Source organism: Streptomyces sp. NPDC037301, from assembly GCF_055602785.1.
Map to the genome: position 1 here is coordinate 1 of NZ_JBVJWD010000055.1, position 24,045 is coordinate 24,045.

The 24,045-nt window shown below is 69.4% G+C and carries 26 protein-coding genes and 3 pseudogenes; 10 read left to right on the forward strand and 19 right to left on the reverse strand.

Annotation, left to right across the window (positions count from 1 at the left end):
* Window positions 1-105 precede the first annotated feature (105 nt).
* Window positions 106-770: pseudogene (locus ACZ7IB_RS41650) on the reverse strand (response regulator).
* Window positions 771-946: 176 nt separating this feature from the next.
* Between ACZ7IB_RS41650 and ACZ7IB_RS41655 the strand changes: the two are divergent.
* A pseudogene (locus ACZ7IB_RS41655) lies at window positions 947-1,243 on the forward strand (GNAT family N-acetyltransferase); the annotation flags it as partial.
* A gap of 24 nt (window positions 1,244-1,267) precedes the next feature.
* On the opposite strand, the gene ACZ7IB_RS41660 reads toward ACZ7IB_RS41655, so the two are convergent.
* The 7 genes from ACZ7IB_RS41660 to ACZ7IB_RS41690 all read right to left on the reverse strand — a co-directional run bounded on the left by ACZ7IB_RS41660 (window position 1,268) and on the right by ACZ7IB_RS41690 (window position 9,475).
* Complete coding sequence (locus ACZ7IB_RS41660) at window positions 1,268-2,815, reverse strand: type IV secretory system conjugative DNA transfer family protein (protein WP_470919977.1); 1,548 nt, start codon at window positions 2,813-2,815, stop codon at window positions 1,268-1,270.
* A gap of 1 nt (window position 2,816) precedes the next feature.
* The gene (locus ACZ7IB_RS41665; RefSeq protein WP_470919978.1) at window positions 2,817-4,235 is read right to left on the reverse strand and encodes an ATP-binding protein; all 1,419 of its coding nucleotides are present in this window, start codon (window positions 4,233-4,235) and stop codon (window positions 2,817-2,819) included.
* A gap of 42 nt (window positions 4,236-4,277) precedes the next feature.
* On the reverse strand, window positions 4,278-5,828 hold the full coding sequence (locus ACZ7IB_RS41670) for an SCO6880 family protein (RefSeq protein ID WP_470919980.1): 1,551 nt from the start codon (window positions 5,826-5,828) through the stop codon (window positions 4,278-4,280).
* Window positions 5,825-7,201, reverse strand: a complete 1,377-nt coding sequence (locus tag ACZ7IB_RS41675) for a hypothetical protein (RefSeq protein WP_470919982.1) — start codon at window positions 7,199-7,201, stop codon at window positions 5,825-5,827. Before ACZ7IB_RS41675 ends, ACZ7IB_RS41670 begins: the two co-directional genes overlap by 4 nt.
* The gene (locus ACZ7IB_RS41680; RefSeq protein WP_470919983.1) at window positions 7,191-8,060 is read right to left on the reverse strand and encodes a DUF8175 domain-containg protein; all 870 of its coding nucleotides are present in this window, start codon (window positions 8,058-8,060) and stop codon (window positions 7,191-7,193) included. Before ACZ7IB_RS41680 ends, ACZ7IB_RS41675 begins: the two co-directional genes overlap by 11 nt.
* 179 nt (window positions 8,061-8,239) lie before the next feature.
* A complete protein-coding gene (locus ACZ7IB_RS41685; protein ID WP_018101695.1) occupies window positions 8,240-8,548 on the reverse strand; it encodes a hypothetical protein in 309 nt (102 codons plus the stop codon).
* Between the two features lie 300 nt (window positions 8,549-8,848).
* Window positions 8,849-9,475 carry a ribonuclease FAU-1 family protein gene (locus tag ACZ7IB_RS41690; protein WP_470919985.1) on the reverse strand — a complete coding sequence of 209 codons (627 nt, stop codon included), beginning with the start codon at window positions 9,473-9,475 and terminating at the stop codon, window positions 8,849-8,851.
* A 10-nt stretch (window positions 9,476-9,485) separates the two neighbouring features.
* On the opposite strand from ACZ7IB_RS41690, the gene ACZ7IB_RS41695 reads away from it, so the two are divergent.
* Entirely contained in the window at window positions 9,486-9,617 is a 132-nt protein-coding gene (locus ACZ7IB_RS41695; protein WP_470919987.1) for a hypothetical protein, read from the forward strand.
* 368 nt (window positions 9,618-9,985) lie between these two features.
* Here ACZ7IB_RS41695 and ACZ7IB_RS41700 read toward each other — a convergent pair.
* From ACZ7IB_RS41700 to ACZ7IB_RS41715, 4 genes and pseudogenes are all read right to left on the reverse strand, one after another.
* Window positions 9,986-10,363 (reverse strand): annotated as a pseudogene (locus ACZ7IB_RS41700) (O-methyltransferase); the annotation flags it as partial.
* 139 nt (window positions 10,364-10,502) lie between these two features.
* Complete coding sequence (locus ACZ7IB_RS41705) at window positions 10,503-10,751, reverse strand: DUF397 domain-containing protein (RefSeq protein WP_470919989.1); 249 nt, start codon at window positions 10,749-10,751, stop codon at window positions 10,503-10,505.
* Window positions 10,744-10,935, reverse strand: coding sequence for a DUF397 domain-containing protein (locus tag ACZ7IB_RS41710; protein WP_470919991.1), 192 nt, complete (start codon window positions 10,933-10,935; stop codon window positions 10,744-10,746). Before ACZ7IB_RS41710 ends, ACZ7IB_RS41705 begins: the two co-directional genes overlap by 8 nt.
* 11 nt (window positions 10,936-10,946) lie before the next feature.
* A complete protein-coding gene (locus ACZ7IB_RS41715; protein WP_470919992.1) occupies window positions 10,947-11,798 on the reverse strand; it encodes a Scr1 family TA system antitoxin-like transcriptional regulator in 852 nt (283 codons plus the stop codon).
* Window positions 11,799-12,011: 213 nt separating this feature from the next.
* Here ACZ7IB_RS41715 and ACZ7IB_RS41720 point away from each other — a divergent pair, with 213 nt between their 5' ends.
* A complete protein-coding gene (locus ACZ7IB_RS41720) occupies window positions 12,012-12,500 on the forward strand; it encodes an ATP-binding protein (protein ID WP_470919994.1) in 489 nt (162 codons plus the stop codon).
* 60 nt (window positions 12,501-12,560) lie between these two features.
* On the opposite strand, the gene ACZ7IB_RS41725 is transcribed toward ACZ7IB_RS41720, so the two are convergent.
* The 4 genes from ACZ7IB_RS41725 to ACZ7IB_RS41740 are packed head-to-tail and all read right to left on the reverse strand — an operon-like array spanning window position 12,561 to window position 16,142.
* Window positions 12,561-13,754 (reverse strand): ABC transporter permease, encoded by a 1,194-nt coding sequence (locus ACZ7IB_RS41725; protein WP_470919995.1) that lies wholly within the window; start codon window positions 13,752-13,754, stop codon window positions 12,561-12,563.
* Entirely contained in the window at window positions 13,751-14,476 is a 726-nt protein-coding gene (locus ACZ7IB_RS41730; protein WP_470919996.1) for an ABC transporter ATP-binding protein, read from the reverse strand. Before ACZ7IB_RS41730 ends, ACZ7IB_RS41725 begins: the two co-directional genes overlap by 4 nt.
* Window positions 14,476-15,612 (reverse strand): peptidoglycan-binding protein, encoded by a 1,137-nt coding sequence (locus ACZ7IB_RS41735; protein ID WP_470919998.1) that lies wholly within the window; start codon window positions 15,610-15,612, stop codon window positions 14,476-14,478. The genes ACZ7IB_RS41730 and ACZ7IB_RS41735 overlap by 1 nt, the downstream gene beginning before the upstream one ends.
* A gap of 2 nt (window positions 15,613-15,614) precedes the next feature.
* The gene (locus tag ACZ7IB_RS41740) at window positions 15,615-16,142 is read right to left on the reverse strand and encodes a hypothetical protein (protein ID WP_470919999.1); all 528 of its coding nucleotides are present in this window, start codon (window positions 16,140-16,142) and stop codon (window positions 15,615-15,617) included.
* A 181-nt stretch (window positions 16,143-16,323) separates the two neighbouring features.
* Between ACZ7IB_RS41740 and ACZ7IB_RS41745 the strand changes: the two genes are divergently transcribed.
* Window positions 16,324-16,980 (forward strand): response regulator transcription factor, encoded by a 657-nt coding sequence (locus ACZ7IB_RS41745; RefSeq protein ID WP_470920000.1) that lies wholly within the window; start codon window positions 16,324-16,326, stop codon window positions 16,978-16,980.
* Window positions 16,977-18,197 carry a sensor histidine kinase gene (locus ACZ7IB_RS41750; protein WP_470920002.1) on the forward strand — a complete coding sequence of 407 codons (1,221 nt, stop codon included), beginning with the start codon at window positions 16,977-16,979 and terminating at the stop codon, window positions 18,195-18,197. Before ACZ7IB_RS41745 ends, ACZ7IB_RS41750 begins: the two co-directional genes overlap by 4 nt.
* Before the next feature lie 7 nt (window positions 18,198-18,204).
* Here the strand turns inward: ACZ7IB_RS41750 and ACZ7IB_RS41755 are convergent, their stop codons facing one another.
* The 3 genes from ACZ7IB_RS41755 to ACZ7IB_RS41765 all read right to left on the reverse strand — a co-directional run bounded on the left by ACZ7IB_RS41755 (window position 18,205) and on the right by ACZ7IB_RS41765 (window position 19,679).
* Window positions 18,205-18,396 carry a DUF397 domain-containing protein gene (locus ACZ7IB_RS41755; RefSeq protein WP_470920003.1) on the reverse strand — a complete coding sequence of 64 codons (192 nt, stop codon included), beginning with the start codon at window positions 18,394-18,396 and terminating at the stop codon, window positions 18,205-18,207.
* A gap of 234 nt (window positions 18,397-18,630) precedes the next feature.
* On the reverse strand, window positions 18,631-18,822 hold the full coding sequence (locus ACZ7IB_RS41760) for a DUF397 domain-containing protein (RefSeq protein ID WP_470920005.1): 192 nt from the start codon (window positions 18,820-18,822) through the stop codon (window positions 18,631-18,633).
* An 11-nt stretch (window positions 18,823-18,833) separates the two neighbouring features.
* The gene (locus tag ACZ7IB_RS41765; RefSeq protein ID WP_470920006.1) at window positions 18,834-19,679 is read right to left on the reverse strand and encodes a helix-turn-helix domain-containing protein; all 846 of its coding nucleotides are present in this window, start codon (window positions 19,677-19,679) and stop codon (window positions 18,834-18,836) included.
* A 204-nt stretch (window positions 19,680-19,883) separates the two neighbouring features.
* Between ACZ7IB_RS41765 and ACZ7IB_RS41770 the strand changes: the two genes are divergently transcribed.
* The 5 genes from ACZ7IB_RS41770 (at window position 19,884) to ACZ7IB_RS41790 (ending at window position 24,033) form a co-directional block, all read left to right on the forward strand.
* The gene (locus ACZ7IB_RS41770) at window positions 19,884-20,366 is read left to right on the forward strand and encodes an ATP-binding protein (RefSeq protein ID WP_470920008.1); all 483 of its coding nucleotides are present in this window, start codon (window positions 19,884-19,886) and stop codon (window positions 20,364-20,366) included.
* A 9-nt stretch (window positions 20,367-20,375) separates the two neighbouring features.
* Window positions 20,376-20,741, forward strand: a complete 366-nt coding sequence (locus ACZ7IB_RS41775) for an iron chaperone (protein ID WP_470920010.1) — start codon at window positions 20,376-20,378, stop codon at window positions 20,739-20,741.
* 72 nt (window positions 20,742-20,813) lie between these two features.
* Complete coding sequence (locus ACZ7IB_RS41780) at window positions 20,814-21,464, forward strand: GNAT family N-acetyltransferase (protein ID WP_470920012.1); 651 nt, start codon at window positions 20,814-20,816, stop codon at window positions 21,462-21,464.
* 257 nt (window positions 21,465-21,721) lie between these two features.
* Window positions 21,722-22,492: a hypothetical protein gene (locus ACZ7IB_RS41785; protein WP_470920013.1), complete on the forward strand. Its 771-nt coding sequence runs from the start codon at window positions 21,722-21,724 to the stop codon at window positions 22,490-22,492.
* Complete coding sequence (locus ACZ7IB_RS41790) at window positions 22,489-24,033, forward strand: hypothetical protein (protein ID WP_470920015.1); 1,545 nt, start codon at window positions 22,489-22,491, stop codon at window positions 24,031-24,033. The genes ACZ7IB_RS41785 and ACZ7IB_RS41790 overlap by 4 nt, the downstream gene beginning before the upstream one ends.
* Window positions 24,034-24,045: the final 12 nt, after the last annotated feature.

Consider the following 24,045-nt stretch of genomic DNA (forward strand, 5'->3'; position numbering starts at 1 on the left):
GCAGGGGGGACCCTGTGGGAGAGTAGGACGCCGCCGAACTCCTTTTACGGGAAAGCCCCGTGCCCTTGTGGCACGGGGCTTTTCTGCGTTCACCCCTCTTTGCTGTCAGGCGGGGGTGACCAGGTGGGTGTCGTAGGCCAGGATGACTGCCTGGACGCGGTCGCGGGATCCCGTTTTGGCGAGGATGCGCGTGACGTGTGTTTTCACCGTTGATTCGCCGAGGTGGAGCCGTTCGGCGATCTCCGTATTGGTCCAGCCCCGGCCGATGACCGTGAGGATTTCCCTTTCCCGTTCGGTGGGGGTCGCGATGCGTGCGTCCAGGGTGGAGGGGCCGCCGGGAACGGTCGGCAGGTGTTGCACATACGCGTCCAGAAGACGGCGGGTGAGGCTGGGGGCGACCACTGCGTCGCCGCTTGCCACAGCTCGGATGCCGGAGAGGAGTTCCTCGGCAGTGCGTCCTTGATGAGGAAGCCGCTGGCGCCGGCGCGGAGGCCGTCGTACGCGTACCGGTCGAGGTCGAACGTCGTGACGATGAGGACGCGCGTACGGGCACCGGCTCTGATGATGCGACGGGTGGCTTCGATGCCGTCCAGGAGTGGCATCCGGATGTCCATCAGGGCCACGTCCGGATGGTGCCGGAAGACGAGGCCCAGGGCCTCGTGGCCGTTGGCGGCCTCGCCGACGACGGTCATGTCGTCCTGGCTCTCCAGCAGCATGCGGAAGCCGAAACGTTGCATCGGCTGGTTGTCCGCGGTGAGCACGGTCGTCACGAGGGTGTGTCCGCCAGGGGGAGTCGGAGCCGAACCCGCCAGCCGCCCGCGGCTGAATCCGTGGCGGTGGCCTTCGGTAGTGGGCCTGCTTCGAGTGTGCCGTCGTAGAGGGACGCCCGTTCGCGCGTCCCGGTGATTCCCTGCCCGCCGCCGTCGGGTCCACCACCGGTGGTGGGGAGGTGCGGTTCGCGGAGGCGGCCGACGTCCATCAGGCGCATGTGGTCGGCGTGTTCGTACGGCCCGAGGCACGGGGAGAGGGACTGGCCGAAGAGTTGTTCCGGGCCGGGACGGGCTGGGCGTGGTCGTTGGTGGAGCCGCGGATCGAGCGGGTGCGGCTGTATGTGCACGAGGACAACGCGCGGGCTGCGGCGCTCTATCGGCGGATCGGGTTTGTGGCCACCGGGGAGTCGGTGCCTGTGCCGGGCGACCCGTCTGCGCGGGAGCTGGGGTATGCGGTGGGGCGGCCGGTGTAGGTGCGTGGCGCCGGGTTCGCCCCGCTAGCGTGAGCCGGTGAGGTCTTGGGGCCAGCGGGAGCGGGCCTGTTCCTGGGAGCGGAGGAGGGCCAGCGTCGGCAGGCCCCGGGCCTGGCCGGTCGACAGCAGCTCCGGGAGCCGGGGCAGGGGCGCCACCGCGGCGACGTCGTCGAGTACGAGCGTCATTGGTGGGTCGAGCCGACCGTCGGTTGACCGTGCGGCCATGCGGCGGCCGTGCTCGACCACGTGTGAGGCGAGTGCCGTGAGCAGGGGCATCGCTCCGGGACCCGAGCGGGGATCCTCGATCGGTTCACCCACCACATAAAGGGTGCCCCCCTCGCCCGCGAAAGATTCCAGCACGAGCGAATCGGCCCGGTTCGGTGTGCAGGCCTCGCGGATGTGGACCGAGGAGAGCGCGGCGAAGGCCCGTACCGTCAATTCCTGTGCCATCTCGCGGCGTTCGGGATGGGCGGTCAGTGCGGACTCCAGCACGCCGGCGAGCCCGGAGGCTGCCTTGGGGTGGGTACGGAGCAGGCGCACCGGTTCGTGGGCGCTGCCGCCGAGGGCCCAGCGGTGGACCTGGCGGAAGGGCCTGCCGTCGATGGCGGCGGCGTGCAGCCAGCACTTCAGGAGCGTTTCCGCGGTGTCGGCCGTCGTCGCGTCGATCCGGGCCTGCGGCCGGACCGGGGCGAGGAGCGCGGTGGAGCGGGCGGCGGCCGTGTCGGGCTGTTCGCAGCCGGCCGTGGGGGACCAGTGGAGGCGGGCCGGGGTGTCGCAGAGGTGGCCCGGGTCGTAGACGAGGACCGGGCCGAGCTTGGCGCGGGCGTCCTTCGTCTCGGCCCAGACGGTGGGGTCGGAGGTGACGACGAGCGCGGGCCCGTCGGCCTCCTGGATCGCCTGGATGACGGTGGGGCGGCGGGTGGCGGCCGGTCCGTAGACGACGAAGGGGGTCCGGGGAGAGGGGAAGGTGGGCTCGGGCGGGGTGTGCTCCACGGGTGCGGGTGCGGGTGCGGGTGCGGGTGCGGGTGCGGGTGCGGGTACGGGTTCGGGCACGGCCACCGGGGAGTGGACCGTCGGTCGAGGCCCCGGCTCGGGTTTTGGCTGCGGCTCCGTCTGCTGTGGGTTCTGGGCCTCGGGCCGGTGCTCCTGCCGCTGGGACGGTACGGGCATGTCCTCGTCCCCGTACCGTTGGCTCCGCTGCTGTGCCCGTACCAGCCGCCAGCGGGTCACCACCCCTATCACGAAGACCGTCAGCACCAGCAGCACCATCAGTTCGCCTATGAACAGGCCCCAGAACAGTCCGTACCCGGAGAGTTCGCCCGCCGGGGTGTTCGGCCAGGCGGCCGGGATGTCGTGCGGGGTGGTGACGAGTTGTCGCATCGCCAACGGGGTCTCGGCGAGGGTGACCCCCTCCGGCCAGGCGCCGTGCGTGAACAGTCCGGCCAGGCCGGTGGCCGTCCACGCCAGCAGCGTCAGCCCGAGCAGGAAGGCCAGCAGGCCGATCAGCAGGCCGTCCGGGATGCCTCCGCCGCCTCCGCTGCCGCCGGTACGTACCTCGCCGCGCCCTGCCATGTCATGCCACCGTTGACTCGGACGACTCGTTCAGTCGTTGTTGGTGCTCGATCCGTGCCGCGCGCTGCTCCGCCTCCAGCTCGGCGGCGCGTACGTCCTCCGGGAGGAGTTCGGTCGCGGACGACTCGGTCATGGCGCGGTCGGTGAAGACCAGGGGGCGTTCCGCCTCGGTGATCAGGTGTTTGACCACCTGGACGTTGCCGTTGACGTCCCAGACCGCGATGCCGGGGGTGAGGGTCGGGATGATTTCGACCGCCCATCGGGGCAGGCCGAGTACGCGGCCCGTGGCTCTGGCCTCGTCGGCCTTCTGGGCGTAGATCGTGCGGGTCGAGGCCATTTTGAGGATCGCCGCGGCCTCGCGGGCCGCCGCCCCGTCGACGACGTCGCTGAGGTGGTGTACGACGGCCACGAACGAGAGACCCAGCCGGCGCCCGAACTTCAGCAGGCGCTGGAAGAGCTGGGCCACGAAGGGCGAGTTGATGATGTGCCAGGCCTCTTCGACCAGGAAGATGCGTTTCTTCCGGTCGGGCCTGATCCAGGTGTGTTCCAGCCAGACGCCGACGATCGCCATCAGGATCGGCATCGCGATCGAGTTCCGGTCGATGTGTGACAGGTCGAAGACGATCAGCGGGGCGTCGAGGTCGATGCCGGCGCTCGTCGGTCCGTCGAACATGCCGCGCAGGTCACCGTCGACCAGGCGGTCCAGGACGAGGGCGACATCGAGGCCCCAGGCCCGTACGTCATCTATGTCGACGTTCATCGCCTCGGCGGACTCGGGTTCCGGGTGGCGCAGCTGGTCGACGATGTCGGTCAGGACCGGCTGCCGGTCGGTGATCGTCTCGTTGACGTACGCGTGGGCGACCTTCAGCGCGAAGCCGGACCGTTCGTCCAGGCCGTGCCCCATGGCGACTTCGATGATCGTACGGAGCAGGGCGAGCTGGCCGGTCGTGGTGATCGTGGGGTCGAGCGGGTTGAGCCGGATGCCGCCGTTGAGCGCGGAGGTCGGGTCGAGGCGGATCGGGGTGAGGCCGAGCTCCTGGGCGATGAGGTTCCACTCGCCGACGCCGTCCTCGCCCTGGGCGTCCAGGACGACGACCTGCCGGTCGCGGAAGCGGAGCTGGCGGAGCACGTACGTCTTCTCCAGCGCGGACTTGCCGTTGCCGGACTCGCCGAGCACCAGCCAGTGCGGGGCGGGCAGCTGCTGCCCGTACAGCTGGAAGGGGTCGTAGATGTAGCCCTTGCCGGAGTACACCTCGCGGCCGATGATCACGCCGGAGTCGCCGAGGCCGGGGGCCGCGGTGGGCAGGTAGACGGCCTGGGCCTGTCCGGTCGACGTCCGGACGGGCAGCCTGGTCGTCTCCACCTTCCCGAAGAGGAAGGCGGTGAAGGCGTCCGACAGCGCGGACAGCGGATCTCGCATGGCGTGACCGACCTCCCTCTCGATTCTCTCGGTTGTTTGCGGTCAGCGACGGATGCCGGTGGCGAACGGCAGGGTGTTCACGAAGGCGCGGTGGTGCTCGCGGTCGCACCACTCCAGTTTCAGATACGACTTTCCGGCCGAAGCACGGATCGTCCGCTTGTCGCGGGCCAGGGATTCGGGTGAACGCGAGGACACGGTGATGTACCCCACCAGGTTCACTCCGGCCGCGCCGCTCGCGAGATCTTCACCCCGCTGGTCGAGCCGGCCGTGCGCGGCGATGTCGCGCGGGTCGACGGTGCGGTTCATCTTGGCCTGACGGCTGGCTTCCGCCTCGTCGTTGGTCTTCTCGGTGAGCATCCGCTCGATGGCGATCTCGGTGGGTTCGAGGTCCATGCAGACCGCGACCGTACGGATCACATCGGGCGTGTGGACGAGCAGCGGGGCCAGGAAGTTGACGCCGACGGGTGTCATCGGCCACTCCTTCACCCAGGCCGTGGAGTGGCACCAGGGCGCGCGGGTGACCGATTCGCGGGTCTTCGCCTGGAGGAACGTCGGTTCGACCGCGTCCAGTTCGGCGGGCCAGGCGTTGCGCTTGGTCATGGCCTGGATGTGGTCGATGGGGTGGTCGGGGTCGTACATCGAGTGCACGAGGGAGGCGAGCCGGCTCTGGCCGAGCGGCTGGCGCACCCGGATGTCGGCCTCGGCGAGGCGGGCGCAGATGTCGGTGAGTTCGCGCGCCATGACGACGGCGAGACCCGCGTCCCGGTCCAGTTTGCGGCCGGCCTGGGGGCGGGCGGCGCGGGCCATGGCATTGGCCTCGGCGGCCAGCTCACGGGTGTAGTGCATGCAGGCGACGAGGTAGGCGCGGTGCTGCTCGCTGGAGGTGGAGACCATGGACTGCAGCTGGTCGTACGACTCCTGCAGCCAGCCCGGGGACGTCTTGTCGCCGCGTTGGGCGACGTCCTTGGCGTGGGCGTCGGGGTCGGCGGGGAGGGTGCGGGCGAGCATCTGAATGCGGGTCACGAAGCCGTCGCCGTTGGCGACATGCTTCAGCAGCGTGCCGAACCGGTCGACGAGCGCTTCCTGGTCCTCGCTGTCGCGCAGCCCGACGCCGGGGCCTTCGATCTCGATCGCGGCGGTCACGGTGCGGCGGTCGGCGTGCAGGAGTACGGCGATCTCGTCCGGGCCGAAGGGGGCGGCGAGCCAGTTGATCCGGCCGATGCCGGGGGGCGGCCCGATCTCGACCTCGCGCCCGTCGGCGCCGACGCCCGCCTCCATGACGGCGGAACGGTAGGTCGTACCGCGGCGCAGGGTGCGCTTGTAGCTGCGGTTGATCTCAAACCACTTGTAGAGGGTGCGGTGCTTGTACGGGAGGTACACGATCGCGAGGGCGAGGAGGGGGAAGCCTGCGAGCAGCACGATCCGCGGGGCCAGGTAGGGGACGAGCAGTCCGCTCATCATGCCGAAGAACGCACCGGCGATGATCAGCGCGATCTCGCCGGTCTCGCGGTTCTTGCCGACGATCGCGTTCGGCCGGGCCCGGCCGATGAGATACGTACGGCGGGGCGCGATCGTGTGGGACTGAGTCGTCAACGCCCTCCACCTCCCGTGCTGTTGTTACCTGAACTGCCTGATCCGCCACCTCGGGGGGAGCGGCTGCCGTGGGGGGTGCCGGAGGTCGGTCCCGATCCGCTGCGGGGCGGAGGTGCGGCGGAGGAGACAGATCCGCCGCCGACTCCGCTCCCGCCGCCGGAGTTGCGGGAGCTGTGGGCGGCGACACCGCCGCTGACCGGGTTGGCGGGCCGGGCCCCGCCGCTGCCGCTGTCGCCGCCGTTCTGGCCGCTGCGGCTGCTGTGGGTCTTGATGCCCTGGGAGACGAGAGCGGCAGGGGAGCTGATCATCGCGGCGGCCTGGGAGCCGTCGGTGGCCTGCTTGCGGTTGGTGCGGGCGCCCTGGATCTCGTCGCCGAAGCCGGGAACGAACCGGTAGATCATCGCGGAGGCGAAGATCGCGAGCAGGATGATGGCGAGGCCGGACACGACGGAGGAGAACGCGTTCGGCCCGTCGTCCCCGGAGAGCGCGCCGGCCAGCCCCAGCACGATGACGATGACCGGTTTCACCATGATCACCGCGATCATGATGCCCGCCCAGCGGCGCACGTGGCCCCACATGTTCTTGTCGACGAGCCCCGCGTAGACGACGGTGCCGAGGAGGGCGCCCACGTAGAGCAGGGCGGCGCGGATGACGAGCTCCAGGTAGAGGACGCCCGCGGCGAGGATCGAGACGAGCGAGACGACGATCAGCATGATCGGTCCGCCGCCGATGTCGGAGCCCTTCTTGAGCGCTTCGGCGAACGACCCGAAGAAGACGTCGGCCTTGTTTCCCGTGGCCGAGGCGATCACGTCACTGACGCCGTCGGTGGCTGATACGACCACGTAGAGGACGAGTGGGGTGAAGGCTGAGGCGATGACCGTCAGCCAGAGGAATCCGACGGCTTCGGAGATCGCGGTGGTGAGCGGGACACCACGGATGGCGCGCTTGGCGACGGCGAACAGCCACAGGACGAGCGTGAGGATGGCGGAGGCCGCGAACACGATCGCGTACTGCTGCCGGAAGGTCTCGTTGGTGAAGTCGACGTTCGCGGTTTGCTTCACGGCCTCGCTGAGCTTGCCGACGATCCATGCGGCGGCGTCGGCGCAGCCGCGGGCGAGGGAGGAGAGGGGGTCCAGGGAGTTGTCGAGGGTGGAGGAGGGGTCGGATTTGGGGGCGCCTGCGTCGCCGTTTTCGCAGTAGTCCTTGGCGAGCCCGACGATGAGGTCGCAGGCGTTGTCGCTCTTGCTGGGAGAGGGCGTGGGCGACGGAGACGGGGCCGCAGCGGCTTGCGAAGCCAGCAGGATAACCGTGGCCGGAAGGCTACTCAGGAGCGTTACGAGGGAGCGCGCACGTGGGCGGTGGCTATCGGGCATAGGTGAAGCCTCCGTATCCCTCAACCGCACCAGCGATGTCGTCCGCAGTAGATGCCCTGTTGTCGCCGTTGACGGGTGTGGGGCCTTCCGTCTGGCTCGACGACTCGATCTTCCAGTCGCCCCCGACCCACTTGAGCTTTTCCGAGATGGTGAACCACGTTGCGGTCACGGGTTTGGTGGAACCCTGTCCGGCCATGCCGACGAGCCCCGTGCACCAGACCTCGACGGTGGCTGTGTCGCCGTTATGTTCGACCACCTTCGTGCCGACCGGGACGGTACGAGAAACGAAGGTCAGGCCACTGGGAGTGGTGCCGTCCTCATTGAGACCGACGTTCTCGAGGAATCCCGGTGAGTAGGCCTTTGTCAGTGCGGCCAGCAGGTCTTCCGCGACGGCCGGGTCGTGGGTGGCCTGAACGATGCTCTGGCGTGTGTCTGCGTTGAACATCCCGACAGAGCCCAGCGCCACCGCAAAGTTGGACGCCGCGCTCTGCGCCCCCTGCTCGTCATGGGCGAACCCCGAAGGAATCGAACCGTTCTTCCCCGTCACCGGCTTCGTCCCCGTGGCCGCCGTGGACGACGAATCCGGCTTGCTCTTCCCATTCCCCGAGCCGCCACTGCCGTCTCCGCCGCCTCCGCCCATGTTCGCGAACGCGATAGCCGCGATCAGGAGGACGACCACGCCGACCACCGTGACGAGGGAGCGGGAGCTGCGGGCGGGGCGGCGGGGGGTGCTGTAGCCGTCGCCGCCCTCGCCGTCGGGGAGGCGGGTACGGGTCTGGCGCGTACCGCCGATGGTGCTGTATCCATCGTCCGTACGACCTGAACCGCTGCCGTAGCCGTTCTCGTCGTCGAGGCTCATGCCGCGTACGCCCCCTCAACCGTTTCCTGAACCGGGTAGTACGACGGTAGCCGTGCGGGTTGCCGCGCGGACGCGGTGTGGTGACTCGACATCAGGGAAACGTAACCTCTGCCGGTGGGCACGACGGACGGATGGTGTGGGAGCGGGCGGGACTGCCCCGGACATGGGATGACGGCCGGTCAGACGGCCATCCCGTAGACGATGGTGAACAAGGTGCCCAGTGATCCGATGATGAACACACCGGTCAGACCGGCAACGATCAGCCCCTTGCCCTGCTCCGCGCTGAATGTGTCGCGCAGTGCCGTGGCGCCGATGCGCTGCTTTGCCGCACCCCAGACCGCGATGCCGAGGCAGAGCAGGATGGCAATGGCCATCACGACCTCGATCATTACGCGGGCCTCGTTGCCCAAGGTCCCGAACGGCCCCCAATTCGGGGCGATTCCGCCGATGATGGTGGTGATGTCGCCCTTTTCAGCTGCCAGGATCATGTAAGTCACCGCCCCTGTTGGGTAGTTCAGTGCCCCTGCCACACGACATGGGTCGCTCTCTATCTTCGCTGATGAAACTGCTCTGGTGCGACGGCTTGACGGCTCTTTTTACCCGGATCTCGCACGTTTGACCGGTCCGACCGCCCTGACCTGCGGATCGAATCGGTGTATGACCGAATTCGTATGGTTACTCTGTGTATCACGGAGGGTGACCCCGGGCAATGACTGTCATCCCGCCACCCTGGCCGAGACTCTTAGGCAGGGCTGGTCAGCGCAGTGGCTGGTCAGAGCAGGGGGTGGTCAGAGCAGGGGGTGGCGTGGGACGGGTGGCCGGGGTGGTGTCGTCCAGGTCGGCGGCGGCCGGAAATCGCACCAGGTGCCGTCGAAGGGAAACGTTCCGGCCTCGGCGAGCCGTACGACCGAGGTGCCCTCGCTTCGGATGGCTGACGCTTCGTCGGCCGACCAGTAGGCAGGGTCACCGGTCTTCTCGGCGAAGGACTGCTCGTCCTTCCACTGCCAGCTCCGGTCCGGGGCCACATTGATGTCGAGCTCGTGGTCGGTGATGTCGATGTCGTCGCCGTGGTGGACCCGGCGCTCCAGATTTACGTACCAGCCACGGAACTTCCGTCTGCGGCCGAAGAGCCAGAGGACGGAGTGCGCGGCACCGGTCGGCTGGTAGAAGAGCGCGCTGCCCATGGGCCACCGGTCGGCGACCAAGGGGTACCCGCCGGCCGGGCGCTCGTGCGGGGCGATGTCCCGCAGGTGTGCCCCGCGCGGAAGCTTCGTACGCCACATCGGTGTGCCGGTCTCCATCCACACCAGCTGGCCCGCCTCGGTGCGCTCTACGAGGCGTACGGGCACCGAGGCGCTCAGGTGTCCGCCGATGAAGAAGTTCCAGCGGAGTATCCGGCCCGGGTCGTCGTTCATGCCGTTGACCATGCCCGGGGCCGAGCGGCCGGACACATGGCGGGACGCCTGGCCCACGGCAGCCCCGGCCCTGGCCGTGCACCGCCCCGATGTGCTGACGCTCGTCGCCGGCGAGCTTCTCCTCGGCCGGACGGGGCCGTGACGTCACCCTTCCGTACCGTTGTCGCAATCTCACTGCCCACATCCACGGGTGCGGCCACGGTGACCAGCGGGAGCAGGCCGTAGGGCAGCATCCGCGTGTGCGTGCCGAGCCCCCGGGCCCATGGACACCAGCCGGTGGAGTGGAAGCCGATGGCGCGGCTGCCGGGGGCGATGCGCAGCGGCGACGACCTCGCGGGGCGGCGGCCAGCCGCGTCCGGGGTGCGCCTCGGCGAGGCAGGCCAGCAGTTCGTTCCCGTACTGGTCGCGGTAGGCCTTGGGGTACGCGGCAAGCAGCAGCGAGGGCGAGCAGCGGCACCGATGTCCCGGGGCTGCCGCTCATGCCCGATCGAGCCTGATTGAAGGGTACGGGCCGCCGTCGCAGAAGAAGACGTCGAAGGGGGCATGTTGTTCAAGCAGTCGCCAGTCCCCGGTGAGAACGCTGACGCGCTTGTCGTCCGCGAAGACACTGGCCGCTCGACGGGCCAGCTCCGCGTCACGCTCTACGGTGATCAGGCGTGCGTCGGAGCCAAGGCCACTGTGCAGCCAGGCGGTGCCCACTCCCGAGCCGGTGCCGCTCTCCGCAATGATTCCGTGGGGTTTCGCAGCAGCGGCCAGCCTGAGCAACCTGCCCACTTCAGGGATGCAACTCTTCTTGAATCCCGCCTCGGAGGCGACACGCTCTGCGGCCACCACGCGAGGCGGAACCGCACGTTCTGCCGTGATCTCGCCCTCCCTCACCGTGAACATGACGCTATCCGTCAGCGGAGGCGTCCGCACGGAGCTTCGCCTGTTCGAATCCGGCGAACTTCCCACGCCTTCACATGGCCTCCCCACGTGGTTGCTGACCAGGGGGGGAGTGTCGCAACGCGTCTTGTTCCAGCTCCGGTCAGGCCGGTGCCACTGTGCCTTGGTCGCCGTCGAGTTCGGCGAAGTGGTCGAACTCGCCCGCCTGGACGCCCTTGGTGAAGGCGTCCCATTTCGCCTGGGTGGTTGTGACGATGTTGGTGGGGTCGCCGGTCTCGCGGAGGTATACGAGTTCGTCCGGGCCGAAGGCGATCTCGATCCAGGGGCCGGGGCCCTCCTCGCCCTCGGGAGCGGCACGGATCCAGGTGAGGTCGGCGGGGATGTCAGTCATGGCGGTGGCTCTCCTTGAGGGTACGTACGAGGGCGGCCCACGCGGCGGGCGTGGTGCGGAGTATCGCGCCGGTGGGGTCGCCGGACTCGGTGAGTTCTATTGCTCCGGTACGGGCCGCGGCTACGTGCACGCAGGCTTCGCCCTGTGCGCAGTAGGACGACCTCTGCCAGGTGTGTGCGGACATCGTGGTTCCTTTCACAGGCACTGGGCGGCCTTGTGGATGAGTTCTCGGGACCGCTCGACGTTCAGAGCCGCGTCGTCGAGTCGTTCGAGCAGCAGGCGGTACTGGGCCAACTGGGCCTCCGCGTCGATGAACACGGGTCCGTGCGACTGGTCGAGCTGCGCCGTATCGAGTGCGGGTACCGGTCCGCGTACGTAGTACACGGACTGACCCGAGCCCGGATAGTACGTGGCCTCGAAGGGGATCACGCGGATCGTCGCGTGGGGGAGCTCGCTCATCCCGAGCAGGTGCTGGAGCTGTCCCCGGGCGATATTCGGACCACCGAACATCATGCGCAGAGCGGCCTCGTGAATGACGGCCTGATAGGGGACAGGGGCCATCCGGTAAAGCACTTCCTGCCGCTTGATGCGGTAGGAGACGCGATGCTCGATCTCCGGTGGAGACAACTCGGGAACGGCCTGCCGGTAGATCTCCCGGGCGTGATCCACGGTCTGGAGCAGGCCGGGGATGTGGATGCTGTGCGCCGCATGCAGGCCGGTGCCATGGTGCTCGATCTCGGCCAGGTCGAGCAGCTTGGGCGGCAGGATCTCCCGGTACTCCTCCCACCAGCCACGCCTGCGGTCACTTGCCATGGCGACCAGCGCGTCAATCAGTGCTTGGTCGGTGCAGGAGTACGTGTGGGCCGCGACCCGTACCCGGTCGGCGCTCACACCGAACCGCGCCACCTCTATGTTGCTGAGCTGCCCCGAGCTCGTGCCCAGGAGGTCGGCTGCCTGAGTGGTGGTCATCCCGGCACGTTCCCGCATTTTGCGCAGCTCGGCGCCGAGCCGTGTGCGACGTGCGGTAGCGGCGGCCCTGCCTGCCATGTCGAACTCTCCCTTGGGAGCGGCTGAGTTGGGTTGTCACTCACACGAGTGGTTCAGGTCAAGGATTCCGGTCAACTGCTGCAAGCAATCCTTGCAGCAGCTTAATCTCTGATTCAGGCCACCCGCCCGGAAGTACCCCGCTCGACGGAGCGGCCTCGTCACCGGGTAACCGGAAACCCATGATTCAACTTCCCTCCGTGAACGGAGACTTCCATGGTCAGTGCCACGGTATCCCCGCCCTGGACGTACACCCTCCAATTCCCGCAGGATCCCCGCGCCCCCGGCGTGGCCCGTGCCACCCTCCGCACCATCCTGCGCGTACACGGGATGCGCGAACTCACCGAGACCGCCGAACTGTTGGCGAGTGAGCTGGTCACCAACGCCTACCTGCACTCCTCGGGGCCGTATTCCCTGCGCCTGCGCGACGCCGGGCGCAGCCGTATCCGGCTGAGCGTCTGGGACACCAACCCACACATCCCCGCCCCGTTCCGGTGGAGCGCCGAGGCCCCGGCGGAGCTTGCCGAACGAGGGCGTGGGTTGTACCTCGTCACCCTCTACGCGGAGAGCTGGGGTGCATACCCCATGAGGACCGGGCTGCCGGGGCAGGGCGGGAAGCTGCTCTGGGTGGAATGTGCGGCAAAGGCGGAGGAACAGGCCGGGGACGGGCCGGGCGGGCGGGACGGGTGTGGCGGGCGTCGGTGAATCCGCCCGGACCGTTGCCGCCGCGTGGTCAGGCCCAGCCGGCGACTCCGGTGCCGTCGGTCAGGCCGAGCGCAGGGCGTCTGTCGGGGACACCCTGGCTGCGCGCAGTGCCGGGTAGATTCCGGCGACGGCCGCCACCAGTACCGACACCAGCGGTCCGGCGATGACCGTGTAGAGCGGGATGGAGGCGGGCCAGCCCTGTGCGAGGGCGTAGCCGTAGACCGCGAGGCCGCCCACGAACAGCCCGCCGACTCCTCCGATGAGGCCCATCAGTACGGCCTCGATCAGGAACTGAACGGCGATCTGGCCGCCTCGGGCGCCCAGCGCGCGGCGCAGTCCGACCTCGCCGCGGCGTTCCATCACACCCACCACCATGGTGTTGGCGATGCCGACGCCGCCCACGAGCAGGGCGACCGCAGCGAGGGCGAGGACCAGTCCGGTGAGGGAGTTCTTGGTCTCGGCCCGTGCCGTGTACAGGTCGGAAGGGCGGCTGACCGCGACCGTGCTTGGGTTGGCGGGGTCGGCGGTGGCTCCGGCAACGGTCTGTACGTCAGGGACGCGTTCGGGGTGGGCCCTGAGGTAGACCATGGCGGCGGTGCCGTCCGCGCCCAGGTGGGCGGTGGCCTCGGGCCAGCCGACCAGGGCGGCGGTGCCGAGCTCGGGTGCGAGCTCGTTCGGGGCCAGGATTCCGGTGACGACGAACCACTGTCCGCCCAGCCAGACCCGCTCACCCGGCGCGGTCACGCCGAGCCGGAGCGCGGCCTGGTCACCGAGCACGGTCACCGGGAGGTTCTCACTCGCCTTGTCCAGCCAGCGCCCGCTCTGCAGAGTGGCGTGCAGGACGTCGAGCAGGTTGAGCCGCGTGGCCAGCACGGTGAGGCTGTTGGTCTGCTGCGCCGGGACCAGGTCGTTGCGGTAGACCTGGGCCTTGGTGGCCCCGGTCGCGGTGACCTGTTGCACGGGGGCGATGTTGGCCAGCATCTTCTCGGCCGTGGGCGGCAGCGGCACCGGCTTCTGGTCGGCGCCGTTGCCGGGGGCGACGGTGATCAGGTTGGAGCCGAGCCGGTCCAGGCGCTCCAGCAGGTGCGCCTGGTTGGAGGCGGAGATCCCGGTCACGGCGATGACGGCGGCGATGCCCAGGGAGATGCCGAGCGCGGACAGGGCGGAGCGCATCTTGCGGGTGCGTGGTCCGATCATGCCGAGGCGCAGCATGTCCGTCGGGCGCAGCCGGGTGCGGCGCAGGGGTGGCGTCATCGGACAGCTCCTGCGGGGTGCGGGCCGCGTTCGTCGAAGTCGATGCGGCCGTCGTGGAGGGCGATTCGCCGGGGGAAGGAGGCGGCCAGCTCGCGGTCGTGGGTGATGACGACGACCGTGGTGCCGTTGGCGTTCAGGGTGCGCAGCAGTTCGACGACGGCGGCGCCGGAGACGCTGTCCAGGGCCCCGGTGGGTTCGTCGGCGAGCAGCAGTGCGGGGCGGCCGACGAGGGCGCGGGCGATGGCGACGCGCTGCTTCTCGCCACCGGAGAGCTGGTCGGGGTGGTGGCGGAGTCGGTGCCCGAGGCTTACCTCGCGCAGGGCTTCGGCGGCTCTGGCGCGCCGGAGTGAGGCGGGGACGCCGCTGTAGAGGAGGCCGGTGGCGACGTTCTCGACCGTGGTGAGCCCGGACAGCAGGAAGAACTGCTGGAAGACGAAGCCGATCCGGTGGGCGCGCAGGGCGGCCAGTTCGGGGTCGGAGAGCGCGGACAGGTCGCGTCCTTCGAAGCGCAGCTTCCCCGCGGTGGGCCGGTCGAGGGAGCCGAGCAGCGCGAGGAGGGTGGACTTGCCGGAGCCGGAGGGGCCGACGACGGCGAGGAGTTCTCCGGCTTCGACGGTGAGGTCGATGCCGTGCAGGATGCGCAGCGGCGGTGATCCCGGATACTCCTTGGTGATGCCGGAGAGTTCCAGCACGGGTGCCCTGCCGGGTGGCTGGTGGGGCATCACTTCGGGATCACCACCTGGGCGCCGGCTTGGACGTCCCCGGTGATCTGCGCCTTGGCGTCGGCGACCAGTCCCAGCTGGATCCTGACAAGCCGGGTGGTGGTGCCGCTGACGACCTGGACTCCGTAACCGCCGCCGTCCAGGGCGAGCAGCGCGGTGACGGGGACGATGAGCGCGTCGCTGATGGTCTCGCCGACGACGGTGACGGTCACGGAGGAGGGCCCGGCCTGCTTGGCCTGCCGCTGGTGGTCCAGCGCGATGGTGACGGTGGTCTTGTCCGCGCCACCGGAGCCGTCCGAGCTGTTGTCCCCGCCGTTGCCGGAACCGCCGCGGACCAGTGAGCGAATGCGTCCGTCGATGGTGCTGCCGTTGGCCAGCTTCACCGTCACCCGGCCGTTGGGCTTGAACTGGGAGAGCTGGTTGTCGGCGGGCTGCGCGGTGGCGACCAGGTCGGTGCCGGTCACGGTCATGACCGCGGTGGCCCCGAGGGTCGAGCCGAGCTGTGCGCCGAGCTGCTGCACCCGCACGGCCGCCTGCGGCAGCATGACGACGCTGCCGAGCGCGACCGTCCCCGTCTGCTTCTCACCGAGGGCCTTCTGCCAGCGCTTGACGGCGGTGACGGTGGCAGGGGTGAACTTCTGGTCGGCCGTCAGGCCGAGTCCGTCGGCGTGGCCGAGCTTGATCAGGTTGCGTTTGAGCTGTTCGACGTCGGGTCCGTCACTGATTTTGGGGCCGAGGTCGCGCCACATCGGCCGGTCCCCGGTGAGCAGCACCACGGGCCGTCCGTCGACCTCGTAGAGCTTCGCTCCCGCCTTGACGACGGAGCCGACGGCGGGCAGGGCGGTGATGGTTCCGTGGCCGGAGGCGACGACGGGAGTCGGGGTGTCGTAGCTGAGCGCGCCGCCGACCTGGATGCCGGTGGACAGCGAGCCCTTCTGCACCGCGACGGTGCCGTGGCTGACGGGCGGCTGCGCGGAGGCGGTGCCGTGGTGCTCCCAGGGGCGTATCGCGGCGAGCGCACCCGAGCCGCCGAGCGCGGCGACCAGGACGAGCGCGATGACGACCTTACGGCGCTTCTTTCGCGCGGGGGCGGGCGAGGTGTCGGCGGGGGTGGTGGTCTCAACAGTGCGGTTCATGATCACTGACCGATCGAGTAGCCGGGCATCGGGAGCTTGCCGCAGGCCGGCTGGAGGGCGTCCCACGCGGCGGAGTCGAACGATTTCGCCGTGAAGTTGAGGATGCCGCTCTTGGGGTCGGGGTCAGGGATGTCCGCGTAGCCGTTCTTCCGCGCGCACGCGACGAAGGCGCGCGCCTGTTCGACGGCCTTCTCGTTGCCCTTCTGCTGGACCTGGTGGATGCCGGGGACCTTGGCGTCGCAGGCCTTGCTCGCCGCGTCGAAGCCGTTGGCCGAGCCGGGACTGTCGACACCGGTGGCCGGGAAGGTGATGTTGCCGTCCTTGTCCTGCTCGACGCTGGTCTGCCCTTGTTTGTGCATGCAGTCCACCCAGGCCCGCCGGACCGCGTTGTCGTCCTGCGGCTTGCTCTTTTCCGTGCCGTCGCCCCCGGCCACGTTGGGCGCCGTGCCCTGTGAGGAGCATCCGGTCATCACCAGCGCCGCCGTCACGGCGGTCGCCGCCAGTACGGTCCGTACGGTCTTGGTACGCATTTCCTGCTCTCCCTGCTGGACGTCGACATTGACCTCCGCCATTCCTACGGACCGACGAGTTATGCACGGGTGAGTGTGTGCCTAACCGCTGGCTAACGCCTGCCGAGGCATCGTTGACCAGGGCATCGTTGACCAGGGCAGGGCAGGACAGAGTGCAGCGAGTGGAGTGGAGTGGAACAGGATGCGAGTGCTGATCGTCGAGGACGAGGTGGACCTGGCTGCGATGCTCGCCGAGGGCCTGCGCGCCGAGGGCATGGTCTGCGACGTCGCCCACGACGGCGCCCGCGCACTCGAAATGACGGCCGCCGCCGAGTATGACGTCCTGCTCCTGGACCGGCACCTGCCCAACCTGAGCGGGGACGCCGTCTGCCGGGCCCTGAACACAGCCGGCTACCCGGCCAGAATCCTGATGCTCACCGCCGCCGGCGCCCTCGCCGACCTGGTCGACGGCCTCGGTCAGGGCGCCGACGACTACCTGGCCAAACCCTTCTCGTACCTGGAGCTGATAGCCCGGCTGCGCGCGCTGGGCCGCCGCTCCCTGGCCGGCAGCAGTGCCACCGTGCTGAGCAGACACGGCGTCAACCTGGACACCGTGCGCAGGGTCGCCGAACGCGACGGCCGGCCGCTGAAGCTGACACCCAAGGAGCTCGGTGTGCTGGAACTGCTGCTGGCCGCGGACGGCGCCCCGGTCCACACCGAGCAGCTGCGGGACAGCCTGTGGGACGCGGCGCTGGACCCGGCCACCACTGCCGTCCGGGTCACCGTCCACTCGCTGCGCCGCAAGCTCGGCGAACCGCCACTGATCACCAACGACCCCGGCTACGGGTACCGGCTGTGAGCCGAGCCCGGACCGGTCGCCGACTCTCGCTGCACGGGCTGCCCCTGCGCGGCCGGCTGACCCTGATGACCACGGCGGTCTTCGCATTCCTCGGTTGCGGGCTGCTCCTGCTGAACTGGCTGAGCGCTCGTCAACTCCTGGAGGAAAACCGCCACCGCATTGTCCCCGCGAGCGCGCTGGCTCCCGCCCAGGTGGAGCCGAGCCACATCGCCACGCCGCAAGGCTCCTCGGTGCCCGCTGCGCTCACCAGCCCCGCCCAGCGCTTCGAGGACTTTCAGTACACCGTCCTCAGTGATCTGCTGCTGCGCTCCCTGCTGTTGCTCGCCGTCTTCACCGCACTCGCCGCGTTGCTCGCCTGGTGGGGCAGCAGCCGCTCGCTGCACCGCCTCAGCCAGGTCACTGCGGCGGCCCGGCGGATCGGCGCCGGCAGCACCCTGGACGAACGGCTCGGCCTGACCGGCCCGCACGACGAGGTCCGCGAACTCGGCAACACCTTCGACGCCATGCTCGACCGCCTGGACCGCAGCTTTACCGCCCAGCGCCGCTTCACCTCCCACGCCTCGCACGAACTGCGCACCCCGCTCACCCTCCAGCGCACCGCCCTGGAGATCCCGCTCGCCCAAGGCCGGGTCCCGGCCGACCTGAGACCCGCCGTCCAGCGTGCGCTGGACGCCAACGCGCGCAGTGAACGCCTGATCGCGGCACTGCTGACACTGGCGCGTGGCGAGAGCGGGCAGCTGACGCCGCATCCGGTCGACCTGGAGGACGCCGCCAGGGACGCCTTGGCGGACCTGGCCGACGAGGCCCGGACAGCGGGCATCCGGATCACCGCCGATCCGGCGCCCGCCCCGGTCGCGGGCGACCCCTCACTGCTGCGGCAGATCGCACTGAACCTGCTGGCCAACGCGGTGCGGCACAACCACCGTGACGGCGCGGCGACGGTGACCACGGGCACCGTCGGTGGCCTTGCCTTCATCGAGGTCGGCAACACCGGCCCGGTGCTGGATCCGGACGAACTCCTCGCCCTCTTCGAACCGTTCCAGCGCGGTCGGGAACACCGCAGCGACGGCTCCGGGCTGGGACTGGCCGTGGTCCGGGCGATCACCCTGACTCACCACGGCGAGCTCACCGCCACCCCCCGCCCCGACGGTGGCCTCACCGTCCGAGTCGAACTGCCCACCGCACCTGGAACAGGCCGGCCTGTGTCAGGGCCCTGAGGGGGCGTCAGTCATGGTGGTCGCACTCCTTGAGGGTGCGTACGAGGGCGGCCCAGGCGGCGGGTGTGGTGCGGAGTATCGCTCCGGTGGGGTCGCCACTCTCGGTGAGGCAGACCGTGCCGGGGGCGGATGCGGCTACGTGTACGCAGGATTCGCCCTCACCGCAGTACGAGGACTTTCGCCAGGTGGGAGCGGGCATGGTGGGGTCCTTCACGGATCGCGGGTGATTTCGTGGATGAAGTTCCTGGACGTGTCACGGTCCAGCGCGGTGGCTTCCATGCGGCCGAGCAGTACGCGGTACTTCTCCAACTGGGCCTCGGCGCCGAGGAAAACGGGACCGTGAGACTGGCCCGAGGAAGTAGTGGACCGATTGGGCCACCCCGTCACAGATGCCTGCGGAGAACGGGTTCAGCTGGAGGGGGCGACGGGGAAGTCAGTCATCGGGGCGGCTCTCCTTGAGGCCGCGTACGAGGGCGGCCCAGGCGGCGGGCGTGGTGCGGAGTATCGCTCCGGTGGGGTCGCCGCTCTCGGTGAGGCAGACCGTGTCGGGGGCGGGGGCGGCTATGTGTACGCAGGAATTGCCCTGGGCGCAGTAGGAGGACTTCTGCCAGGCGGGAGCGGGCATGGTGGGTTCCTTCACAGGTCGCGGGCGATGTTGTGGATGAAGTTCCTGGACGTGTCGCGGTCCAGCGCGGTGGCTTCCATGCGGCCGAGCAGTACGCGGTACTTCTCCAACTGGGCCTCGGCGTCGAGGAAAACGGGACCGTGGGACTGGTCCAGGTTGACGGTGTCGAGCTGCGGAACCGGTCCGAGGAAGTAGTAGATCGACTGACCCGACCCGGCAAAGGTTCCCGCGGAGAATGGGATCACCTGGAGAGTGGTGTGCTCACGTTCGCTCATGTCGAGAAGATGCTGAAGCTGCTTGCGGGTCACCGCCGGACCGCCGAACTGCATGCGCAGTGCGGCCTCATGGACAACGGCCTGGTGTGGTGTCGGTGATTCCCTGAAGAGCACGGCCTGTCGTTTGATACGGAACGAGATGCGGTGCTCGATGTCGGGAGGCGACAGTTCCGGTACGTCCTGGCGGAAGACTTCGCGCGCGTACTCCGCAGTTTGGAAGAGGCCGGGGATGTGAACGGTGACGGCCGTCCGCAGCCGACGGGCGTGGTGCTCGATTTCGGCCAGGTCGAGGAGCGGCGCGGGCAGAATCTCTCGGTACTCCTCCCACCAGCCGCGTGTGCGATCGGAGGTCATGTTCCCTAGCGCGGCGACCATGTCCTTGTCGGCGCATTCGTATTGGCCGGCCAGGGCGCGTAGGCGCGCCAGGCTCACGCCGATGCGTCCAGCCTCCATGTTGCTGATCTGGTTCTGCTTCACGCCCAGGAGTTGACCGGCCTGGGTCGCAGTGAGCCCTGCGCGCTCGCGGAGTTTGCGCAGCTCACTGCCGAACCGAAGTTGACGACCCGTTGGATGTGGTCGCACGGGTTTGTTCGCCTCCTTGAGCGGCTGGTCACCCACAAGGGTGTCAGTTTATTGATTCACCAGAAAATGGTTAACGCGTTAGCTGCCGGTCGCTACCTTGGATGTCAGGCCACCAGCCCGGAAGTACCCCGCTCGACGGAGCGGCCTCGTCACCGGGTAACCGGAAACCCATGATTCAACTTCCCTCCGTGAACGGAGACTTCCATGGTCAGTGCCACGGTAACCCCGCCCTGGACGTACACCCTCCAACTCCCGCAGGATCCCCGCGCCCCCGGCGTGGCCCGTGCAACCCTCCGCACCATCCTGCGCGTACACGGGATGCGCGAACTCACCGAGACCGCTGAACTGCTGGCGAGTGAGCTGGTCACCAACGCGTACCTGCACTCCTCGGGGGCGTACTCCCTCCGTCTGCGCGACGCCGGGCGCAGCCGTATCCGGCTGAGCGTCTGGGACACCAACCCGCACATCCCCGCCCCGTTCCAATGGACCGCCGAGGCCCCGGCGGAACTCGCCGAACGAGGGCGGGGGCTCTACCTCGTCACCCTCTACGCGGAGAGCTGGGGCGCGTACCCCATGCGCGGCGGGCTGCCCGGGCAGGGTGGGAAGCTCCTCTGGGTGGAGTGCGCGGCCAAGGGGGAGGGCGATGCGGAGTGCGGGCCGGGCGACAGACGTACGGGACGGGCATAGCCTCGTTGCATGGTGAAGAGCGAGGCGAAGGACGTGGCCGGGTATCTGGCCGAGGTGTCCGAGGAGCGCAGGGACGCCCTGACGAGGCTGCGGGAGTTGTGCCGGGCGGAGCTGGCCGGGTTCGACGAGGTCATGGCGTACGGGATGCCCGCGTACGAGCGGGACGGCACCGCGGAGATCGCGTTCGCCTCGCAGAAGCAGTACATCTCCTTCTACCTGATGCGCAGCGACGTGCGTGAGGCCTTCGCGGAGCGGCTGGCCGGGCAGGACATGGGGAAAGGCTGCCTGCGCTTCCGTAAGACGGAGGCGATCGACTACGACCTCGTGCGGGATCTGCTCCGGGCGACGGCGGCGGGGCCGGGTGCGGTCTGCTGAGCGGGCTCGGCACTCCCGTGACCAGCGGAAATTCGCTGGCGGTGCGCCGGGTGGCTGTGTAGAAAGAGGGCCATGAACACCTCCACCACCCCCATATCCCCGGTCGCTGCCCAGAACCCCGCCGACCGGCGGACCTTCGTCCGCGCCACGCTCGACCTGGGGGACGTACTGCTGCGCCCATGGAGCCGGGAGGCCGCCGAGCTGGACGTGATGCTGGACGGCCTGGTCGCTGGCGCGGCGGACCCGCTGATCGCTCTCTGGAATCCCTTCCCGGCGGCCGACCGCAGCGAAGCCATGGCGTCGCTGGAGGTTCGTGAAGGTGGCTGGGACCGGGGGAGCGTCGCCTCCTTCGCTGTGCTGGGCGCTGCCGACGGAGCCCTGCTGGGCAATGTCACCGTGCGCTGGGTCGACCGTGCGGACGGCCTGGCGATGATGGGCTACTGGTTGCTGCCGGCCGCCCGTGGACGCAGCGTGGCCACCAGAGCGACTCGCGCGGTGACCAGCTGGGCCTTCAGGACGGCCGACGCCCGCCGGATCGAGATCGCCCACGCTGTCGGCAACGAGGCTTCCTGCCGGGTGGCCGACCGCTGCGGCTACCTTCCCGAGGGCACGCTGCGCGACTCCCACCGCTTCGGCGACGGCGCGTACCACGACGAGCATCTGCACGCCCGCCTGTCCTCCGACCCGGAACCGGCCGACCTTGCGGGCGGGCCGACGGCCTGAGGCAACCCGGCCCCCTTCCCGCGATCAGCTCGGTGGCTCGGATGTGGTGACCGAACGGGCCATGGCGTCCAGCCAGGCCGCGAACGAGGGGAAGTCCGGGACCGAGGCGGCCAGGTCCTCGGGGAACTGCTCCGCGCCACGGCGGCGGGGCCCGGAGCAGTGCTGAGGAGACTCGGTAGATCCTCTTACGCACCGCAGGCGTGGCCCGGCTGAACCAACTTCACGCGGCTCGGACATCGCGCTGGCAGTCTTGGGCCGTGCTGATCTCCGGATATGAAGACGACCCGCTGGTGGCGGGGGAGGATCTCCTCTCCCGTCCGGGCTTCTGGGCCGCGTACCTGTTGTGGATGGGTGAGACGGACGACGAGGACGGTGAGCCGGTCACGGGGTGGTTCGGTGCGGACGAGGCCGATCTCGACGAGGCGTACGAGAAACTGGTGGACCAGGAACGGTGGCCGGTCTTCCGTATCCCGTTCGGCGGTGGTCACAGCGTGGTGGTGGTGAACCGCAACTTTCCCGATGACCAGGGGACGGAATACTTCGTCTCCCATCCCGACTGGGGGTGTCGGCACGGTCATCTCGCCACCCTGGATGGGCATCAGGCCGGGCCGGGGCTGTCCTGGCAGGAGCTGAGCCATATCGCGAACACGACTTCCGACCCGAACTCGCCCGGAGTCCATGACCCGTACGCCCGGCTGCTGCTCCTGTTGCCCGCGCTCGGTGACGAGGATCTGCCGGGCGACGCGGAGGAAGCGGTGAGCGCGGCGCTGGTCCGGGCGGCCGGCACGCCGGTGGCCGAGGCCGCGCGTGTTGCGGCTCGGCTTCTGCTGGACCATCCCCTGTGGGAGCCGGCCCGCTGGGAGATACCCGGACCGTCGCCGCTCAGCGGCGGTGAGCCGTCGTTCGACGGCATCCTTCAGTGCGACGGTTCGATGAGTCCACGGTGCGGGCTGCGCCTCGCCCGGGGGATCACCGTGGCGCAGAGCGAGCGGCTTGCGCGGGCGCTGGGGACGTGGCCTGCCCGATGAACTCCTTGGCCCGTCACCACGAGGTCGCACTCCAGATGCTGTCGTGGAACCCGGCCGCGCCCGGCAGCGTGCTGCTGCGGCTGCTCGGCTGCGACGACCGGCAGGTCAGAAGCAACGTCGCCCAGCGCAAGGGCCTGTCGCCCGAGGTGGTCGACGCGATCCTCACCCACCCGGAACCGGATGTCAGGGAGGCCTTCGCCGCGAGCTGGAACGCCGACCCGGTCCAGCGCGCCCGCCTTCTCGACGATCCGTCCGCGAAGATCAGCCTCATCCTGGCCATGGGGCCGAATCCGTACCGGATGCCGGTGGAGCCGCTGCCGGACTGGGCGTACGAGCGGCTGCTCACCCATTCACGGGACTCCATCCGCCACGAGACGGCCGCTTCCGCCGGTGTGCCGGTCCATGTGCTGGCCGGGATGGCGGACCATCCGGAGCCGTTCTTCCGGCGTATGGCCTGCCGCGCGTGGGACCAACTCGACGATTCTGCACAGGAGTCGTTGCTCAACGATCAGGACTCGGAGGTCCGGCAGGCCGCCGCGCTGTGCGTGTGCCGCGATGACGAGGAGCGGACCGCGTGGCTCGTCGAAGCCCTCGCGGAGTCGTGGCAGCTCCAACGGCTGCTCGCGGTGGGCCGGCTCAGTCGCGAGCTCGCCGAGCGGCTGATGGCCGAGGGCGACCGGCTGTCGTCGCTCGCCGCGAACCCTTCGCTGCCTGCGGACCTGGTCGCACGACTCGCCGTCAGCCCGGACCCGCACGTACGGCTCGTCGCCTCCGCACGTCCCGAACTGACCGAGGACGAACGGGCCGCCATCGACTACACCGTCGGTCCCGAGGACCGGTTGGCCCCCCTGGCGTGGGTGCGGGAGGCCCGTGAAGACATGGATGTGCTGCGGCGGTGCGCGACGTCCGCGCATCTGTGGCTGCGGCGGAGCGCCGCCACCTGCCCGGGGCTGCCGCAGGAACTGGTGGAACTCCTGGCCAGGGACGAGGATTTCGCCGTACGGCTGCTGCTGTGCGAATTCCATCCGGAACCACCACCGGAGCTGCTGCTCGACCTGTTCCTGAACGGGGAGCACCGCGCCGTGATGACGCTCGCCTCCAAGCCCAGCTTCCCCTCGGAAGGACTCGCGGCCCGGTTTGCCGACTCCTGCGACCCGAAGCGGCGGCGGCTGGCCCTGCGTGATCCAGGGCTGGGGGCTGAGGCCCTGGACAGACTCAGCCGCGATCCGGAGACGCGGGAGACGGCAGCTCGGTCCGCGTCTTGCGCTGTCACGGATCCGAGAGCTACTGGCCGATACGGACACGGTCGGCTCCGTCGCGGGAAACCCTGCCCTCCCCGTGAAGGACATGCACGAACTCCTCGACCTGGCCGGTGTGCCGGTGTCCGGCCAGGACGCACACTCCGGGTGACGAACGCCCGCGTCGTCGCGGAAGGCGACCACGAGGTGGCCGTCGGCGTTCACCGGGGTCTCGTGTGCGGTGATGGGTTCGTCGATGGGTGGGTCGGTTTGTATGCCCATGCCGTGCACGCCTACAACTAGTCGCACTCCGAG

Bases quoted from the DNA above. Each gene is read 5' to 3' on its own strand.
- ACZ7IB_RS41680 (WP_470919983.1), bottom strand. From the start codon at position 8,060: ATGAGCCTCGACGACGAGAACGGCTACGGCAGCGGTTCAGGTCGTACG.
- ACZ7IB_RS41695 (WP_470919987.1), top strand. From the start codon at position 9,486: ATGCCCGGGGCCGAGCGGCCGGACACATGGCGGGACGCCTGGCCCACG.
- ACZ7IB_RS41755 (WP_470920003.1), bottom strand. From the start codon at position 18,396: ATGCCCGCTCCCACCTGGCGAAAGTCCTCGTACTGCGGTGAGGGCGAA.
- ACZ7IB_RS41720 (WP_470919994.1), top strand. From the start codon at position 12,012: ATGGTCAGTGCCACGGTATCCCCGCCCTGGACGTACACCCTCCAATTC.
- ACZ7IB_RS41685 (WP_018101695.1), bottom strand. From the start codon at position 8,548: ATGATCCTGGCAGCTGAAAAGGGCGACATCACCACCATCATCGGCGGA.
- ACZ7IB_RS41725 (WP_470919995.1), bottom strand. From the start codon at position 13,754: ATGACGCCACCCCTGCGCCGCACCCGGCTGCGCCCGACGGACATGCTG.
- ACZ7IB_RS41730 (WP_470919996.1), bottom strand. From the start codon at position 14,476: ATGCCCCACCAGCCACCCGGCAGGGCACCCGTGCTGGAACTCTCCGGC.
- ACZ7IB_RS41710 (WP_470919991.1), bottom strand. From the start codon at position 10,935: ATGTCCGCACACACCTGGCAGAGGTCGTCCTACTGCGCACAGGGCGAA.
- ACZ7IB_RS41745 (WP_470920000.1), top strand. From the start codon at position 16,324: ATGCGAGTGCTGATCGTCGAGGACGAGGTGGACCTGGCTGCGATGCTC.
- ACZ7IB_RS41715 (WP_470919992.1), bottom strand. From the start codon at position 11,798: ATGGCAGGCAGGGCCGCCGCTACCGCACGTCGCACACGGCTCGGCGCC.
- ACZ7IB_RS41660 (WP_470919977.1), bottom strand. From the start codon at position 2,815: ATGGCAGGGCGCGGCGAGGTACGTACCGGCGGCAGCGGAGGCGGCGGA.
- ACZ7IB_RS41775 (WP_470920010.1), top strand. From the start codon at position 20,376: ATGGTGAAGAGCGAGGCGAAGGACGTGGCCGGGTATCTGGCCGAGGTG.
- ACZ7IB_RS41760 (WP_470920005.1), bottom strand. From the start codon at position 18,822: ATGCCCGCTCCCGCCTGGCAGAAGTCCTCCTACTGCGCCCAGGGCAAT.
- ACZ7IB_RS41735 (WP_470919998.1), bottom strand. From the start codon at position 15,612: ATGAACCGCACTGTTGAGACCACCACCCCCGCCGACACCTCGCCCGCC.
- ACZ7IB_RS41740 (WP_470919999.1), bottom strand. From the start codon at position 16,142: ATGCGTACCAAGACCGTACGGACCGTACTGGCGGCGACCGCCGTGACG.
- ACZ7IB_RS41705 (WP_470919989.1), bottom strand. From the start codon at position 10,751: ATGACTGACATCCCCGCCGACCTCACCTGGATCCGTGCCGCTCCCGAG.
- ACZ7IB_RS41770 (WP_470920008.1), top strand. From the start codon at position 19,884: ATGGTCAGTGCCACGGTAACCCCGCCCTGGACGTACACCCTCCAACTC.
- ACZ7IB_RS41665 (WP_470919978.1), bottom strand. From the start codon at position 4,235: ATGCGAGATCCGCTGTCCGCGCTGTCGGACGCCTTCACCGCCTTCCTC.
- ACZ7IB_RS41780 (WP_470920012.1), top strand. From the start codon at position 20,814: ATGAACACCTCCACCACCCCCATATCCCCGGTCGCTGCCCAGAACCCC.
- ACZ7IB_RS41790 (WP_470920015.1), top strand. From the start codon at position 22,489: ATGAACTCCTTGGCCCGTCACCACGAGGTCGCACTCCAGATGCTGTCG.
- ACZ7IB_RS41675 (WP_470919982.1), bottom strand. From the start codon at position 7,201: ATGCCCGATAGCCACCGCCCACGTGCGCGCTCCCTCGTAACGCTCCTG.
- ACZ7IB_RS41690 (WP_470919985.1), bottom strand. From the start codon at position 9,475: ATGAACGACGACCCGGGCCGGATACTCCGCTGGAACTTCTTCATCGGC.